The sequence below is a fragment of the Acinetobacter sp. 10FS3-1 genome, from assembly GCF_013343215.1.
In the GTDB taxonomy this organism is placed as follows: domain Bacteria; phylum Pseudomonadota; class Gammaproteobacteria; order Pseudomonadales; family Moraxellaceae; genus Acinetobacter; species Acinetobacter lwoffii_C.
Genome location: NZ_CP039144.1, coordinates 134,121 through 150,834, shown reverse-complemented (window position 1 = coordinate 150,834; position 16,714 = coordinate 134,121). Strand labels below are relative to the sequence as shown.

Sequence of the window (16,714 nt, the reverse complement as noted above, 5' to 3'; positions counted from 1 at the left end):
CTAACGCTTACCACGGCGCAGGGCATTTAAGGAGAATACATTGAGTTGGTTTACAAAAGGATTAGGGGTGTGTCTGGTAATAACTTCGGCTCATACCTTTGCTAAACAAGATAGTGAATGTTCATTTCATGTGGTGTCTACAGATGAAGTTCTTGCCCTGGTAAATAAAAATGGGATTCCATTTCCCCAAGATCAGACTAATCATGCTGATGAATTATGCAGAATGATGAAAAACAATCATGCAGCTATTTATTTACAGCCATATTCCTCAATTATTGAAAACCAACGCTTTACTGGCTTATTTGCGCAATTAGTTGATGCTAATCTAATTGAGAAGGGCATTATGCTTACTCCAAACATATACAGTAATGCTTTAAACGTGACTGAACTTGATAATTATGAAATTAAGCAGATCAGTAGTGTAAATAACCAGGGTAAGCAGAGCCAAACAACACAAGTAATTTCCGGCTCCAATAAAAAAGTTGTACTTGATCAGGTATCTCAAGCAATTCTAAGCTTAGAAAAAAATGAATTTGCTGCTCTAAACAGAGTGAGAGAAAAACTTCACAACTTTGACCGAAAGGCTACTGTTGTTCCTGAACCCAAAACTAAAGATTGTTTGATGGATGCAGCAATACCAAATCCAATACTTTTAAAGGAAGTCCAGGAATACGGATTTACATTCTCGAAGCCTAAGTACCAAGAAGTATGTGAAGCCTACAGGGTCAATAATGTTCAAACATTCCTTATGGATTCCACTGTGAAAAAAGGTGGTAGGCTGTATACAAATATTCTGATGTTTAATGGACTGAATGAATATATTTCTAATGGTATTCCTGTTTTCACAACTAAGACTGTAAGCAATATGAGCATGTCGAGATTGAACGAAACAAGTGAAGAGGTGGCAGGGAGCTTGTTATATGAAAATGCTATGAGAGGTTATGAAAATCAGAAGTTGGATGAACAAATGAAAGAAGTGCAAATGGTCAGACAACGACTGGCAAAAGCCAAGCTCAAGTAGACCAAATAGGGTGAGCGTAAAATTGCGCTCACCTCAAACGAAAGCGTAGAGCCACCGCAATTTTGGCTCATTAACCCAGATATAAGAAGAGTATTGTATGAAAGCAAAAGCTATTTCGATTATAGGTATCCTGATCTGTGCAGTGGTCTTGGCTTTTACCTGGAACTGGAACAAGGAAAGTTCTGCGGAATTTGCCAAATCAGAAATCGACGATGAAGATTACTACTCACTGGTGGTCAAATACGAATACATCCAGGGCAGTAAGCAGGGGGATGACTTCCAGGCGAATCTACGCTCATTATTGAGTGATGGTATGATCTCAAGAGGTGAGTTTGAGAAGCTGACTGGTGATAAAGCCAGTCTTTCTATCTATGTGGAACCGGAGAAGGCTAATCTCTATAAAGATGCCAAAACAAAGCTAATCGTTTTAAACAAAAAGGATATTTAGAATATGGTTATTTATGAACATGATCAGACTGCGGTAGGGGAACTTGATCAAAAATGGATACCTGTATTGAGAGGTGAAATATTCTGTTCACCCGCTTGTGGTGGTAAGTGCAAAAAATCTGCTTACGACAAAGCTATACAAATATCTAATGAAATAGCTGCTCAACTTGGCGAAGGATGGCTACCTAAAGTCTATGAAAATCTTGGTTGGCATTGGAAAGTAGAAAAAGGTAACTTACAGGTAAGTTCTGCAACTAATGGTTATAACGCCGTTATGCAATTTAAACTTGATCAAAACTATCACTTCAATGCAAAAGATTTAGACCCGCGTAAAGCTGTTCAGAAAGTGCGAGCGCAGTTAGAAGACGTTATTGGGAAATTAGAGCGTCAATTTTCTTCATCAGCACTTAACCCTATTTCAATTTCTACAAGCTGTTCCGAATAACCACAAAATAATAAAAAGGGATGCTCATTTCTGAGTATCCCCCTGATCTGGAATATCCTGGCGGTTATAAGTCTCTTTCCTTTGCTTCCATCCGGGCTTTGAATGCTTCAAATTCAACTCTAGCCTTTTCCTTCTTACTGTTTAACTCTTTCTGACTGTCGTTCATTACCTTGAACAGCACAGCAAAAACCAAGACCACATAGACCAGGTTAAAGATAATCTCTAAATAGTCGCGTAGGAACGGATTAGTCAATACAACGAACTTGAACATGATGAACTGCTTAAAGGTCATCCAGATCAGGCTATAAGCCATAACGCTGAATACAGGTTTTGCAATACAGCTCTGGAATCTTTGCTCATACGACTTCGAGATTATTTGCATTGCCCGATACAATAAGAACAATAAGCCGATCACGAATGAAGTTACGACAAAAGCTGCAATTGCCGGACCCCAACCTAACCACTGAAATTCCATAGCAGCGTTATCCTTGTGAGATTGCTAGTACAGTGCTGTTTGCCGGCTTTTTTAAATATAGATGGAACAATGTCGAAGCAATATTTTCATCATCAGGCGACTGAATTTGAGAAAGTTGTTTAAGTTTCAAGTACATTGCTTCTATCTGGTTTAGCTTGTTCATTAGGTCCGTTAATGTATCAAAATAATGAATAGCTTGTTTATCTAAATTAAAATCAAAGTAATAAGAATCAGAATTAATGGATGTTCTTTCCATATTGATTTTCATATATTTTATGAGTGATTCTCTGGTGATTTTGTTACCGGTAATTAGTTCAAAATCGTCAAGCTTCGCTGGTCTATTAAAAGCCATATTGACCATATATAAATCAACCACTGGCTGATCAATCATCTTTCTACTTCGATCAACTTCAACCCTGTGAGTTGGGGTATTAAACAAAGTTATTAAGTGTTTCCGGATTGCATTGAGCGAATCTTGAAATAACGACTCAATCGCAAAGTTTTCTTTGTCGGTATAGTATTCGCACATCATGTTCATACAAAAAATATTGATCAACATTGCAAAATTCTCTGCAATTAAATCAATAGGGTATTTCCACTTGTTTTCTTTGTCATTAAATCCTTCCAAATGTTTATTGTGTCTAAAATTGGGAGGGGTTTTGAACTCTTTGAAATAATGTGCATACAAACGATGAATACCCATCATAAGAGTTTCAATATTAGGATTGTGACCACGCATAATTCGGTTATAGTACGCTGCAAAATTTCTAAAAATCCCGCCTTCATCATATTGAACGAATTTGTTGAATAGTTGATTGTTTGCATTATTAACAAGTTCAACAATAGATCTCTTGCGAAAGTAAAAACCGCCTCAATATAAATTTCATGAGATATCAAAAATTAAATCGTTTTTCAGATTCTGAATTCAAACGCTTGGTTGGCGTACCTCGACAAGTTTTTACTGAAATGGTTGAGGTCTTAGAAAAAGCTGAATCACTCAAAAAGAAATCAGGTCGTCCTCATACTTTAGATATAGAGGATCAGTTGTTATTGACTCTCAATTACTTACGAAACTACAGTACTCAACTGGAATTGGCGGCAAATTACCATATCGCTGAAAGTAATGTGAATCGAACCATTAAAAAGGTTGAAAATGCATTGATGAAATCAAGACGTTTTATCCTGCCAAAACGAAGCATTACCACAGCAGACGAACACTTTAACTGGGTCATTATTGATGCTACAGAATGTTCAATTGAACGCCCGAAAAAAAAATCAGAGTAAGTTCTACAGTGGTAAAAAGAAGAAACATACGCTAAAAGCCCAAGTGATCTATCATCCGAAGAGTAAACAAATCATAGGGCTAGATATATCGAATGGCAGTCAGCATGACATTAAACTGGCAAGAAAAACGGTTAAGAAATTTAACCATTGTGAATATGTTATTACCGATTTAGGATACTACGGATTAGAGCAAGACGGCTTTAAATTATTGATGCCAATAAAGAAACAGAAGAATTTCCCCTTATTTGATGTTGAGAAAAAGTACAATAACATGATTGGAAAAATACGAGTTGTGATCGAACACATCAATAGTCAATTGAAAACATTTAGAATATTGAGTGAGCGCTATCGAAATAGACGGAAAAGATTCGGCTTACGCATTAATTTAATCGCTGCATTAGTAAACCGAATAAACTCGCAATAAGGACTTTCGCAAGAGGTCTAATGTTGTCTGTAAAATGCTTTAACATGGATTCAACACTGACAGTAAAGTGCATCAAATCTTCACTAGAGATTCCATCTGCTGCATTATCAGCGTCATCGACCTTTGTTATTCCGTCAAAAAACTCTTCTATTGGCAGCTCTTGTAAAATTCGTTGCGCAAGTGGTCCATGAGCATCACGCACTGAAATAAAACAATTAGCTCCCTGAGCAACTAAGGTTTTATACCGCGCCGTTTTTTGAAATTCTTGTAGTTGTTTAATATCCATAGGACACCTTCTGAATTAGGACTTGCGTAGTTGGCTTATAAGTAACTGGTACTGAACAGGTGTAACATCACGAGTGGTAGTGCTTCCAAAACTCTTAGCTTTATAGTCCAGATAAATGTTCTCAACCATATTAATCAAACCATACATATCTATAAGAGCGTTAAAGTGATGGTCTAAATTGTGCATAAACTGAATGGAGTATTTTTTGTAGCCTGAATTAAGGTTGGAATAAACTATATAATTATCTACAAAATCTTTATCACTGTGCATGTGGCTCACGACATAATGAAGCGCATGTGCATTAACTGCTCAATATGCCTAAAATCATATCCTCAAAACATGGCATAAGTCAATATAATCAAAGAGGTTATAACTCATTTACCTCGAAACTCTGAACCCATAGTTTCAGCTATGATCGTAAACACCAGACAAATTGAAAAACACAACGAGCGAGCCGTTAGATACCCACCCAATGTTGCTATAGGCAATGTGATAAACACAGATACATCCGATCTGGACAAAAGAAAGTATATGCCACCAAAAGCCATGTTAAGCATGATTTGACGCAATGGAATCAAATATAGCTGCTGCGGATTAAGCCCATGTAAACTAAGTAGGTATCGCCAACTGTTGCCACGGCTAAAATGCAAACGACTATCTGCCGTCTCAAGAATGTCGAAGCTCAAGAACTGGATGCCACGTTTCTGAATGAACCACGGAGCCACGAGAACCCAGAAAGCGAACATGAAGGCAATGGGAAGGGAATCTGCAAGAGGGAACAGCACATGGTCAAATGCGAGCCACACCATGATCATAAAGCACGAAAGCAATGCCAGGTACAGCCGATGTAGGAATACACCGATGGCAATATTATTGTTTGGCATATTGATTGATTCCCCTAAAAATCAATCTTCAATTAAAGCATTAATTTCTGCCTGGAACAAAATTGGGGATGGGTGAAATTATTAAACTTACTATTATATATTAGCTTACTTATAGCAAGTTATTGATAGCCAGGCACAAAAAAAGCACCTAGTCAGTGCTTCATTTGATCTACAGCTTTGTTGATGATCTGGTGTAGATACGTCATTCAAAATACTTTTCCATTGTAAAAAAATCTACATCAAATAATTCTGCCATAGCATTAATAGCCCAACCTTTCGGTTTCCCATTCCCGGCAACGTACTGTTTCAGCAAATTAGCATCTAAATCAATTTTATCTGCTACATCCTCAATAGTTAAATCTTTTGATCGGCATAATTCTTGTAAAGTCATTTTTTTAGTCTCCATTTTTAATTTACTTGAATGACTTATATAGGGGGGAATGCTGTAAATTCAAGGCTTTGAATGCAATGAAACCTGAAATATTCAACCATTTTTTTATATTAAAAACCTAACGCCTACTGCTTTCCTGGGGCTATAAAAAATGCCCTAAAGGTACTGTGACCTATAGGACATTGAATGATTAAGCTGCGTTTGCGTAGACAGTTTTCTTATCAGTACCGTCAGCGAAAAACTGGTGATCTTGGTCAATTAGGTTCGCTTTTACGTTTTCGTCAGAAGTCAGTGTTTCGTATTCGTCACGGTAAGCGTTATAAAGCATGCTATTCAGATCATCCATGAAGTCGTCGATTTCAGATTCAAAAGCTGAAATATCGTGCTGCCAGTCAGTACCTAAACGCTTATGTTCAATGTCACAAGTTCTGCCGTTGACTACTGAAAAGCTATAGCCATAGAAATAGCGTTTGCAAATATCTTGCAGTTGTTCAGCCATTTCGTGAGCTTTGGTCCATGTAGGGAACTCAGCTTTAATTTGCTTCACAAAGCCTTTGTTATAGTGGAATCGTGCGCTATTGAGTTCAGCGTAGTCACCTTGACAGTAAGCCAAGCTGAAATAAATTTTAGGGTCCTCAAAGCCAAGAGTTTCCAGAAATACATCAAGCGAAGATTCATTAAGCTGCTCGTACCACAATTCGTCGGAAGTATTGATATCACGGCAAACATCTAATGCTTTAGCCTGAGCAGCCGGAGAAAGTTGTTCAAAAGAGAAAGTCGCTTGTGACATGATTATATACCCTTATTCTAAGCCTTTAATGCAGTGGCTTTTCTGCGTGAGCTTTCTGCTCTGTATATACAGAATTATGGATTAAAACATGGCATAAGTCAATATAAAACGAAAAGTTTTTATAATTTCTTCTATTTTTTATGGAAATTAATTAGAAAAGTTTGACTGCTACCTGAACAAAACCTGGAAGTGAAAAACAAAATCAGAATTTGCACATTTTTTTATTAAAAATCTAACGCTTACTTTGTTATGTGAATCTGACGTTTATCATATTTAGATACTGTGTTGTCAACTTATTAATCAATAACTTAACAACATTGACGCAATGGATATTCCAATACTCATCTGCAAAGCATGGCATAAGGCGAATATTGCAAAACGTAAAAAATGGGAAAAATAGTTTGTTTTTCTATGAAAAATGAGATACGTTTTGTACGTGTTTTACAAAGGCGAATCAAAAATGGTTCATTCAAATTTATTTTTGGAAGCAGTAGAATCCCTGGCTTCGATTTCTGCGCTGTTGCACGATTGGGGCAAGGCTAATGAGCTGTTCCAGAATAAACTTGTTGAATTAAACCTTAGTGGCGACCCACTGCGCCATGAATGGGTGTCATGTCTGATCTTGAAAGGGTTAATCCTTCAATCTGGTAACACTAAATCAGATACGCTGTGGCTGAACCTTCTGGTGAACCAGTCTTGGAATGAACAGGCAATTAAAGACCTGGTACTGCAAATGTCAGATCAGGAATCGCCTTTAAAAAGCCTTCCTCCAACGGCACAGCTTATTGCGTGGTTGGTTGTGACCCACCACCGCCTACCTGATCTGAAAAATGAATCAATCAGAGATAGCTTTGCCGGAACACATATCAGCACCTTGTCTGGAATGCTGAATATCATTACTGCGAATTGGGGTTACAGCACCAAGTTTGATGCTGACTACAAGACCCGCTTGCAGCATTGTCTAAATTTCAATAACGGTTTGCTTAGTCAGTCTGAACAGTGGATGGACAGCCTTAAAACTCAGGCTACTCGACTGCTAGAACTGGCTCCAACCATCCAACAAGCTCTCGATAATGGCTGTTGGCGTGTCCTGTTGCACCATGCGCGTCTGTGCATGATGTTGGGCGATCATTACTATTCTTCGTGCGATAAAGATAAGAATTGGAAGTCTGCGGTATCCCTGTTTGCCAATACCGACCCTAAAAGCCACGAGCTGAAACAGCAGTTGGATGAACACTTGGTTCATGTAGGTCGCCATGCAGCCGACATTGCCAAGCAATTACCCTCTTTTATTGATGAAATGGGAAGTGCTCAAAACCTTATTAAGTTGCAAAAACGCGCTAAAGGGTTTGAGTGGCAAGATACTGGTGTCGATACCATCCGTGCATTAAGAGCTGTTAATCCAGGTGCGGAAAATCTGGGTTGGTTTGTGGTCAATATGGCTTCGACTGGTAAAGGTAAAACCATTGCCAATGCTAAGTTCATGCAAGCCATGTCACACAATGAACATTCATTGCGATATGTATTGGCATTAGGGCTGCGCACACTGACTTTGCAGACTGGTGATTCTTACACCGATGATATTGGTTTAACCAAAGAACAGCTTGCCGTTGTGATTGGTTCCAGTGCGGTACGTGAGCTGCACGAGAATGGTAAGGAACAAAACACTGCCAAAGCAGTTCCCCAAGAAGAGCAGAGCGGTTCCGAATCAGCAGAGAACCTGATGGATGCTGATCTTGTATATACCCCGGTGTCGGCTCCTGAATCTTTGCAAGTATTCTTTAATGGTCGTCAAAAAGAACAAAACCAGGCGTTTTTGTATAAACCGGTACTGGTCTGCACGATTGATCACATTATAGGTGCGACTGAAACGGTACGTGGTGGCAAGTACATATTGCCGGCTCTACGTTTGCTTTCATCCGATCTGGTGATTGATGAAGTAGATGATTTCAGCACTGAGGATTTCATACCGATTTCGCGTCTGGTTCACCTGGCAGGGATGTTGGGTCGTAAAGTCATGGTGTCATCTGCGACTATCCCGCCGGCACTGGCAGAAGGATTATTTAATGCCTATCAGCAGGGTTGGGAGTTATATAGCAAGTTCTCTGGTAAACCCAACCAGACTGTTGCTATGTGGGTAGATGAATTTACCGCAGCAACCAAAGTCATTGACCAAGAGCCATGCCAGACCTATGCGCAAAGCCATAACGAGTTTGTAGCTCACCGTGTCATTGAGCTGCGCGACCAAAAGGTAAAACACCGTTCTAAAATTGTTGAATGTACTGATCTGCAAGCTGCCAAAGAACAGAAGCTATTAGATGACAGCTTGGCGCAACAGTATTACGAGCGTATCAAAACCCAGATTCAGGATTTCCATTTACTGCACCATACAGTAGACGAGCCGACTGGCAAGAAAGTTTCATTCGGTATCGTCCGTGTTGCCAATATCCCGCCATGCGTAGCTCTAACCCAATATTTGCTGAATGCGGATTGGGATGCAGACATAACACCTCGCATCATGTCTTATCACAGCAGACAAATCCTGTTGTTGAGAAGTGAGCAAGAGCGTCACCTGGACAGCGTACTCAAACGTAAGGAAAAGAAGGGTCAGCAACCGGTAGCATTTTCTAACCCGGTGATTCGTGCACACATTGATGCTGCACAGACAGAGAACGTCACTTTTGTCGTGGTGGCAACACCGGTGGCAGAAGTGGGGCGTGACCATGACTACGATTGGGCTGTAGTGGAACCTTCATCATTCCGTTCAATCATTCAGTTGTCCGGGCGGGTCCTTCGTCATCGTCCAGTTCAGGAAGATATGACGGATGCCAATATCGCTTTAATGCAATTAAACGTGCGCGGTCTAAGAAATGCCAAAGTTGCTTATACCAAGCCAGGCTTTGAAAAGGACAACAGCAAGTTCAGGCTGAAAACCAAAGACCTGAGCAAGCTCATAAATACGACCAATACAGCCATTAATGCTGTACCTCGTATTCAGAGCCAACAGGTTCTTAAACCAACAGAACAATTAGCTGATCTGGAACATGCGGTCATTGCCAATGTCTTGACCAACTATCAAAAACATGGAGCCAAGACAATGAATGCTTGGCTGAATGAGACATGGTTTTTGACTGCTCTACACCAAAATTTTTTCCCATTCAGAAAAAGCAGTCCGTCCATTCTGCTGTACGCAATTTTCGATGGACCTCAATTGCGGTTCTGTGAAAAGAACAAGTTTGGTGAATTTATTGATCGAACCGGTGCATACAAGATTTCAATGTACACCCTAAATCCACTGGAAAAGGAACGGTTATGGTTAGACAGGGACTACTACGACATTCTGCGCTGTAAGGCGTTAGAAGCAAGAAATGAAGTCGGCAACGTAGATGAAATAACAGAAAGGCTATCGAAGTGGTATGGCGAAGTCGTGCTGCCGAAGTACGACGAATCTAAAGCACTCATTTATTCAGACCAGTTCGGTCTAGTAGTTAAAAATTAAAGGCGTATATACAAATGATAAGACCTCATTTTGAAGGTTTTTTGCAAGAGCAAAAATCAGCTTGGCTGAATAAGAAGGCTTTAGGCAAGGAACCAAAACCGGAGTTAGTTCAGAAAGCCGAAGATCGTTACAGTGAAAAGACCTGGTGGGAAACATCCCTTCAAGCTGCTCGCCCGGCTGCTGCGACCCATATCAGCACATTCACTCACCCGGATGCCAAAACAACCAATCTGGTTGTCGGTATCAGTATTGTAAACAACGGCTTAATGGCGACCTCAAACGTCAATTGCCGGAATAGCTATGACATTTACGGTAATGCTGGAAACGATAGCCTAATAAGCGAAGTGTACCGTTTCCTCTATCTGCAACTACCGGATGGTTTAACGGTGGCAGGGCATCTGACCCAAGACACTAACGATATTCAGTCTTTCTTTAATGGTTTAGGTATTGATTACAGCTATGCCAAAGAACGTCTGGAAAGCATGCTGAGTGACCGCAGACCAACCAAGACACACCAACTGGTGAAACAGGTCTATTTCCCGATCTCAGACAATCAATATCACCTGTTGTCGTTACTGACTTCTTCGGTGCTCCAAACAGAACTATTGAAGCGTATTAATGAACTTAAATTCAGTGATAAGAGTAAAGAACTGCGCATACTGCGTAGAGAAAAGAAATTCACGGACCAAAAGATTGAAGAAATCTTTGGATTGACTGAGGTGTTTTTCGGTGGTTCTAAACCACAGAACATCAGTGTGGCGAATAGCGTGAATAACGGTAAGGCTTACCTGTTACCAAGTCTGCCACCGAAGATTGAAAAACGTGCCCTACGATTACCTAAAAACGATTTCTTTGAGACGCTGTTTTATATGAACTTCAAGGAAAGTTTTACAGCTTGGCACGAGCTTATGGCGGGTAACTGGAACAACATTCGTATCCGTAACGGCATTATCAAAACTATTCAATTCATCATTGACCAAATTCTATTTAAAGCCCTGACTATCAGTGAGCAAATGCCGGAAGGATGGACTGATGATGAAAAATACCAGGCTCTACCGAAGTACCAAAAGATATTCCTAGACTGTAAGTATGAGGATAAGGAATTTAAGGATGAAGCATGGCGAACCCAAATCAGTAACGCCGTAGGACACTGGATTATCAAGAGCTACGAAAAGAGCGTTAAAGAATCCTTCCTCCTTGAATCTAGTGAATATAACGAGGTTAAAGCCCTGGTTGAATCGACATTACGAAAAGAAAAGGCGGTGTTCTAATGCGTAGTTTTATTTTAATTCCGAACATCGTGATCGAGGGCGCAAATGCAATCAGCTCTCCGTTTACGGTCGGATTCCCGGCTATGACAGCATGGTTAGGTTCCGTCCATGCTTTACAGCGCAAATTGCGTGAGAAGGGCTATGAAAACATTGTCCTGGATAAGTGTGCCGTGAGCTGCCATTCGTTTGATCTTCGCTCCTACAAAGATAAAGGAGAATTTAATTCGCACTTGAAGGGTAAGCGATTACCGGTCAATAAGGACGGCAAATTGGCTTCATTTGTGGTGGAAGGTACTTGTGATCTGGAAGTTTCACTCTTAATCGAATACCACAACCTCAATGGTGAGGAGGTCGAATCGTTCTTGGAAGATATTGGCAAGATCATGAAATTCAAAATGAACCTGGCATCTGGGAGCGTGAAGAGCTTAAACCAGATTCAATTCATTCATTTTGACGAGGATGAAGATGAAGAAGTGCAGTTAAAACCACTCTTGAGAAAGCTCATGTTGGGTCATGTGCTGATTGAAAGACGCGATCTGGTTGAGCAAAACATGAATAGCGGTATGGATGCTTTGGATGCGGTATTAGACCCGCTTAAAGTCATCAGCCAGGCTAGGTATGTGGAAACCCAAAAAGATCAAGAACCTCAGGCTGAAAGGGGTGAAAACGACGAAACCAAAGCCAAAGAGCGAAAAGTCGTCTGGACCTACACCACTAAACAGCCAGGTTGGATTATACCTATCGCCGTTGGATTTAAAGGTATTTCTCCATTAGGAAAAGCACTTAAACAGCGTGATCAAAATACCGAACACCGATTTGCTGAAAGCTTAGTGACTTTAGGCGAGTTTGTTATGCCTTTCAGAATCGAAAGCTTAGATCAAATGTTATGGAGATATGACATTGATCAGGCAAACGACCTATATCTCTGTCTCAACAACTAATTTAAAACCAATTGAATTGAAGGAAATTAGAAATGGCTAAAGCTAAAGAAGTAAACCAAAAAGAAGCAGTTAAAGTGGCAAGTGTGTTGTCATTCGAGCGTAAATTAGTGTCGTCTGCTGGTTATTTCTATGGAACCAACTGGAATGATCGCGCAATTGAAGCACTGCTGCCTTTGAGTGAAATCTCTGTGCGTGGTGTGATTGCGAACCGCCAAAAAGGAAAATACAACCAGGCAAAATTTGAAGCTGATGCGCAAAAAGCCAATTTACAAACAGTTGATACGTGCACACTTGGTAAAGAACAAGACACCTTGAAAGTGTCATTCACGTTAAAGGTGTTAAATGGCGTAGAACAGCCGTCTTCATGTAACAGTGAAGCTTTCCAACAGACCTACCAAGAAGCTGTTAAGCAATACATTGAAGAGTACGGCTTTAGAGAACTGGCTAAACGCTATGCTCAAAATATTGCAAGTGGTCGTTTCCTCTGGCGCAACCGTTTTAATGCAGAACAAATTGAAGTTCAGGTGAAAATCAATGATGGTGAGCCACTGAAATTCAATGGTTTTGCGTATGATCAGCATGACTTTAGTAAGGATTATCCAGAACTGGAACCACTGATCGTAGCAATTGAAAAAGCATTAAGCAGCGAAACAGAAAGCACTCTATTGACGATTGATACCTATGCTTTGATTGGTAAAGGTCAGCCTGTATTCCCTAGTGAAGAACTGGTACTGAATAAAGACAGCTCGAAGTTTGAGAAAAGCAAAATCCTGTATGAAACTGATGGTACTGCTGCGCTGCATTCTCAAAAGATCAGTAATGCAATCCGTACAATTGATACTTGGTATCCAACTTTTACTGAAAAGAACATGGCTATCGCTGTGGAACCATACGGTACTGTAACCAACTTCAACCTAGTAATGCGTACCCCGCAGCACAAGCAAGACTTCTACACCTTGTTTGATAAGTTCGCCGTAGGTGGGGAATTAGAATCCGCAGAACAGAAGCATTATGTTATGGCGGTCCTAATTCGTGGTGGTGTATTTGGACAAGGAAAGGATGCCTAATGTTTTACCAACAAATCACCTTGATTGACCAATGCGAAGTACCTAGCTTCGCAATCTGGTCCAAGTTGTATAAAAAACTGCATCTTGCCCTGGTTGAATCCAAAGAGCGAGAAGGGGGCGTACATATCGGCGTTTCATTTCCCGGTTATGTTTACGATGGTAGCACCCCGAAAGGAAAGAAATGGCTTGGGAATAAATTACGTCTGATTGCGCGATCTGAACGTGAACTACGTGATCTGAATATTGACCAATGGTTGAAAAACCTGGTTGATGGGGATTATGTGCATATTACGTCGATTAAAAGCGTACCGGCAGAAATTAAGGGCTACGCTTGTTATGGTAGAAAGCAGACGTTTAACCAATCTTATATTGCACGTTTACAACGGCGAGCTAATGCAAGAAATAAAGGAGAATCTTCTTTAGCTTCGACGACATTAACTGACTTACCGTATGTTCAGCTCGAAAGTTACAGCACTCCGACTGAATTAGAGGGTCAGCGTCACGGATTCACGCTTCATATTGAAAAAAAACTGGTAGATAAAAATGAGAACTTCGTTTTTTCTACCTATGGTTTAAGTTCGGAATCAGCACTTCCAGAATTTTAACCATATAAAAATCCACTCTTTAAAAACTTAGTTAATACAACACCTTATAATAAGGGGTTAAAAATTGGGTAGTTTTGTTATCTGATTCTTAACCCTTTATTATTAATGGTGTTTTCGTTATATTTTCACAGTTCACTGCCGTATAGGTAGCTTAGAAAGACTAAACGTAGATTTTTTAAGTAATATTCAAGTTCACTGCCGTATAGGTAGCTTAGAAACGAAACATGCAATTTGAGGGCTTCTGCGCGCAGTTCACTGCCGTATAGGTAGCTTAGAAAATGAAAATTTGATGGCTGTTTGATGATTGGGAGTTCACTGCCGTATAGGTAGCTTAGAAAGGATGAACAAACATGCTTTTCAATTACTGCAAGTTCACTGCCGTATAGGTAGCTTAGAAACATATGATTGTTTATATCGTTCCGTTTGACGAGTTCACTGCCGTATAGGTAGCTTAGAAATTAAAAGCATTTAAAAGCTTTTCTTTTATTAAGTTCACTGCCGTATAGGTAGCTTAGAAAAGCAGAAAAAGCAGAAAGGAAAATAGCACTAGGTTCACTGCCGTATAGGTAGCTTAGAAACCCCCTTTCTGCAACGTCACCCCCTTTTGTCTGTTCACTGCCGTATAGGTAGCTTAGAAAATGCAATTATTAATTCATACAAACGGATTGCATGTTCACTGCCGTATAGGTAGCTTAGAAATTATGCTTGGTGGACAGCAATTTGTTTTACTTGGTTCACTGCCGTATAGGTAGCTTAGAAATTTTGCCTGGTACACATACTTAACCTGGGCCAGTTCACTGCCGTATAGGTAGCTTAGAAAAGGGGCCAGCCGAACAAATTAAATTAGCAAGAGTTCACTGCCGTATAGGTAGCTTTGAAAGTCAAAAGTTATGGAAAAGTTTTGAAGCTTGGGTTCACTGCCGTATAGGTAGCTTAGAAATTTGTAAAACAAGTTGACTGTTACTTCATTCACTGCCGAACAGGTAGTTTATTCAATCATTTTTTCTACTGAAAAAAATCTTACGCTTACCTGGTTACAGGTATTAAAAAGGGTCCATAACGGCCCCAAGCTAGTTAAAATTCAATATCAGCATAAGTGTAATACGTGCCATCAGCTCTAAACTCGCACAGATTGTTCAGTACGAAGCTTCGGCGGTACTTAGGGCATTTCAGTTTACTACGATTGCTATGCAGCTCTCTGATGAAATGGCTGTTATTGATACACGCATGCAAGTCCTTCTTGATCGCTGCACGAGCATTGGCAATGTCTTGAATGAACCCTTTATGCTCCGCATCCATTACGTTCTGAATGGCTATTTGCTGAATGTCATCAGGCAACTGATCTAAGACAAACAAGCCGTGTGCAGTTAAAAAATCTTGGTGTTGTGCTTGAATATTCATTTTTATAAACCCTATCTCTAAGCCTTTAATCCGGTGACTTTCCGGTTGAGCAAGCTGCTCTTCATGCAATTAATTATCTCTTAAAACATGGCGTAAGTCAATGTTTGGAGAGGGTGTATTATCTATGCTCTTTTTTTGCCTGTCAAAAAATATCATTCTATTTTTTTATATTAGAAAATCTAACGCTTACCATTTTCACAGGCATGGCAAAGGAGGAAAGACTATGCTTTCCTCCTTATGCTACTGGTACTTTGCTCAACCGATCTGACAGGGCTTATGAAAAAACCCTGTGGTAAACCGAAAGATGGTGGAATGTCAGTATGCTCTTCGCATAGTGTTTGTTAGAGCAGAACAGTTCCTTATGCACAGCTTGGAGCTGATTAACTATGCTCTTAGCTCTGTCGTCTGTGGTGGTGATATCTACGCCACGTTCATTCAAAATCACAATCTCACCTGATTTATGGATATCAACAATAGCAAGTACAGGGTTGTGATAGTCACCGATATTGGCATACAACCTGATTAGCTTGTATGAGCGATAAAATGAGTAATAATCGGTAAATTTAAAGCGCGTAGTGGTCAGCGCAGTAATTTTAGCCCCTTTAACAAGGTGGCTCTTTAAAACCGCTTTAAGTGCAGTATTCGTGTGAATGCCTTTAAATAATTCGCTCAAATCTACTGTAGGTGTGCGCCACGAATGCCATGTCAAATTATGTGCTGCCAGTTTATTGCCATTTTCATCATAGCTATTGGCAAAGCCAAGTTTTTGCGTGAGGGGGTTTAAAGAACAATGGTGAACTTTGCCGTGATGCTCAAATTTAAAATTGATCGAGGTTATTTCTGAAAATGTATTTTTTTCTTTGGCAGCCATCTTCTTTCTTGCTTGAAGGTCAGCCTTGATAACTTTCAGTAGGTCTTTCTCGGCTGTAGGTGGCAGTTTATAAAGTAAACTATGTTTGTAGCTGACCCATACTTCATATTGGTCATATTCTTGATGACGTTGTGCTTCTTTGCACATTTCATCCAGTTTAGAACTGTGGCAATAAAGAGAGCTTGGGTCGAACTGGAACGCTTTAAGCTGCTCCGGCAATAAGTCATCAAATTTAATATCTTCAACAATCGAATTGAATGCTTTTTGAAGCACATAATTACTCACATGATCTAAAGCAGTGATTTCTAGTTGAACCTCAATTACACCGGATTCAGGGTGTGTTTCAAGCTGTGCAAGTTGAATTGTGTGGTGAGGTGATACATTCACTTTACGCGCAGCGTCTTGGCGTTTTTCGATTTCGGGAAGGATTGAATTTTTTGCGAGGTGTTCAATGTGAAAGTAAAGTTCTGCATTTTTCATAACTGGAATCCTTAGCCTTTAATCCGGTGACTGTCCGGTTGAGCAAGCGGCTCTGATGCTATCAATTATACCTATAAAACATGGCATAGGTCAATGTTGTGAGGTTTGTATGCCTTAACTGGCAGAGCTTTC

Annotated in this window: 17 protein-coding genes and 1 CRISPR repeat array; of the genes, 9 read left to right on the top strand and 8 right to left on the bottom strand. The window is 40.0% G+C overall.

The annotated features are described in order from the left end of the window. Window positions 1–40: 40 nt before the first annotated feature. The 3 genes from E5Y90_RS14870 to E5Y90_RS14860 all read left to right on the top strand — a co-directional run bounded on the left by E5Y90_RS14870 (window position 41) and on the right by E5Y90_RS14860 (window position 1,913). Window positions 41–1,021 (top strand): hypothetical protein, encoded by a 981-nt coding sequence (locus E5Y90_RS14870; protein ID WP_163146639.1) that lies wholly within the window; start codon window positions 41–43, stop codon window positions 1,019–1,021. A gap of 97 nt (window positions 1,022–1,118) precedes the next feature. Continuing rightward, complete coding sequence (locus E5Y90_RS14865; protein ID WP_163146640.1) at window positions 1,119–1,469, top strand: hypothetical protein; 351 nt, start codon at window positions 1,119–1,121, stop codon at window positions 1,467–1,469. Between the two features lie 3 nt (window positions 1,470–1,472). Next, entirely contained in the window at window positions 1,473–1,913 is a 441-nt protein-coding gene (locus E5Y90_RS14860; RefSeq protein ID WP_163146641.1) for a hypothetical protein, read from the top strand. 64 nt (window positions 1,914–1,977) lie between these two features. On the opposite strand, the gene E5Y90_RS14855 is transcribed toward E5Y90_RS14860, so the two are convergent. Together E5Y90_RS14855 and E5Y90_RS14850 are read right to left on the bottom strand one after the other, a co-directional pair. Continuing rightward, window positions 1,978–2,388: a hypothetical protein gene (locus tag E5Y90_RS14855; protein WP_163146642.1), complete on the bottom strand. Its 411-nt coding sequence runs from the start codon at window positions 2,386–2,388 to the stop codon at window positions 1,978–1,980. Window positions 2,389–2,395: 7 nt separating this feature from the next. Further along, a complete protein-coding gene (locus E5Y90_RS14850) occupies window positions 2,396–3,094 on the bottom strand; it encodes a hypothetical protein (protein ID WP_216075463.1) in 699 nt (232 codons plus the stop codon). A 179-nt stretch (window positions 3,095–3,273) separates the two neighbouring features. Between E5Y90_RS14850 and E5Y90_RS14845 the strand changes: the two genes are divergently transcribed. Further along, a protein-coding gene (locus E5Y90_RS14845) for an IS5 family transposase (RefSeq protein ID WP_163146644.1) occupies window positions 3,274–4,096 on the top strand; the annotation gives its coding sequence in 2 pieces (ribosomal slippage) (window positions 3,274–3,654 and window positions 3,656–4,096; 822 coding nt in all). On the opposite strand, the gene E5Y90_RS14840 is transcribed toward E5Y90_RS14845, so the two are convergent. The 4 genes from E5Y90_RS14840 to E5Y90_RS14825 all read right to left on the bottom strand — a co-directional run bounded on the left by E5Y90_RS14840 (window position 4,053) and on the right by E5Y90_RS14825 (window position 6,447). Beyond that, on the bottom strand, window positions 4,053–4,382 hold the full coding sequence (locus E5Y90_RS14840; RefSeq protein WP_163146645.1) for a hypothetical protein: 330 nt from the start codon (window positions 4,380–4,382) through the stop codon (window positions 4,053–4,055). The two genes, E5Y90_RS14845 and E5Y90_RS14840, sit on opposite strands and share 44 nt — an antisense overlap. 374 nt (window positions 4,383–4,756) lie before the next feature. Continuing rightward, the gene (locus tag E5Y90_RS14835) at window positions 4,757–5,266 is read right to left on the bottom strand and encodes a hypothetical protein (RefSeq protein WP_163146646.1); all 510 of its coding nucleotides are present in this window, start codon (window positions 5,264–5,266) and stop codon (window positions 4,757–4,759) included. Window positions 5,267–5,468: 202 nt separating this feature from the next. Further along, window positions 5,469–5,657: a helix-turn-helix domain-containing protein gene (locus tag E5Y90_RS14830; protein ID WP_163146647.1), complete on the bottom strand. Its 189-nt coding sequence runs from the start codon at window positions 5,655–5,657 to the stop codon at window positions 5,469–5,471. A gap of 190 nt (window positions 5,658–5,847) precedes the next feature. Next, window positions 5,848–6,447, bottom strand: coding sequence for a hypothetical protein (locus E5Y90_RS14825; protein ID WP_163146648.1), 600 nt, complete (start codon window positions 6,445–6,447; stop codon window positions 5,848–5,850). Window positions 6,448–6,907: 460 nt separating this feature from the next. Here E5Y90_RS14825 and cas3f point away from each other — a divergent pair, with 460 nt between their 5' ends. From cas3f to cas6f, 5 genes are read left to right on the top strand one after another with little or no spacing between them, the layout of a single operon-like run. Further along, window positions 6,908–9,946: a type I-F CRISPR-associated helicase Cas3f gene (gene cas3f / locus E5Y90_RS14820; protein ID WP_163146649.1), complete on the top strand. Its 3,039-nt coding sequence runs from the start codon at window positions 6,908–6,910 to the stop codon at window positions 9,944–9,946. Window positions 9,947–9,960: 14 nt separating this feature from the next. After that, window positions 9,961–11,217, top strand: coding sequence for a type I-F CRISPR-associated protein Csy1 (csy1, locus tag E5Y90_RS14815; RefSeq protein WP_163146650.1), 1,257 nt, complete (start codon window positions 9,961–9,963; stop codon window positions 11,215–11,217). Then, window positions 11,217–12,158 (top strand): type I-F CRISPR-associated protein Csy2, encoded by a 942-nt coding sequence (gene csy2, locus E5Y90_RS14810; protein ID WP_163146651.1) that lies wholly within the window; start codon window positions 11,217–11,219, stop codon window positions 12,156–12,158. The genes csy1 and csy2 overlap by 1 nt, the downstream gene beginning before the upstream one ends. Window positions 12,159–12,190: 32 nt before the next feature. Further along, window positions 12,191–13,225 (top strand): type I-F CRISPR-associated protein Csy3, encoded by a 1,035-nt coding sequence (gene csy3 / locus E5Y90_RS14805; RefSeq protein WP_163146652.1) that lies wholly within the window; start codon window positions 12,191–12,193, stop codon window positions 13,223–13,225. Then, on the top strand, window positions 13,225–13,830 hold the full coding sequence (gene cas6f / locus E5Y90_RS14800; RefSeq protein ID WP_163146653.1) for a type I-F CRISPR-associated endoribonuclease Cas6/Csy4: 606 nt from the start codon (window positions 13,225–13,227) through the stop codon (window positions 13,828–13,830). The genes csy3 and cas6f overlap by 1 nt, the downstream gene beginning before the upstream one ends. Before the next feature lie 129 nt (window positions 13,831–13,959). Further along, window positions 13,960–14,770: a CRISPR direct-repeat array (repeat unit 29 nt; unit sequence AGTTCACTGCCGTATAGGTAGCTTAGAAA). Window positions 14,771–14,904: 134 nt separating this feature from the next. Here the strand turns inward: cas6f and E5Y90_RS14795 are convergent. Then, window positions 14,905–15,231 carry a hypothetical protein gene (locus tag E5Y90_RS14795; protein WP_174660627.1) on the bottom strand — a complete coding sequence of 109 codons (327 nt, stop codon included), beginning with the start codon at window positions 15,229–15,231 and terminating at the stop codon, window positions 14,905–14,907. A 274-nt stretch (window positions 15,232–15,505) separates the two neighbouring features. Continuing rightward, window positions 15,506–16,582: a hypothetical protein gene (locus tag E5Y90_RS14790; RefSeq protein WP_163146655.1), complete on the bottom strand. Its 1,077-nt coding sequence runs from the start codon at window positions 16,580–16,582 to the stop codon at window positions 15,506–15,508. Between the last annotated feature and the right edge of the window lie 132 nt (window positions 16,583–16,714).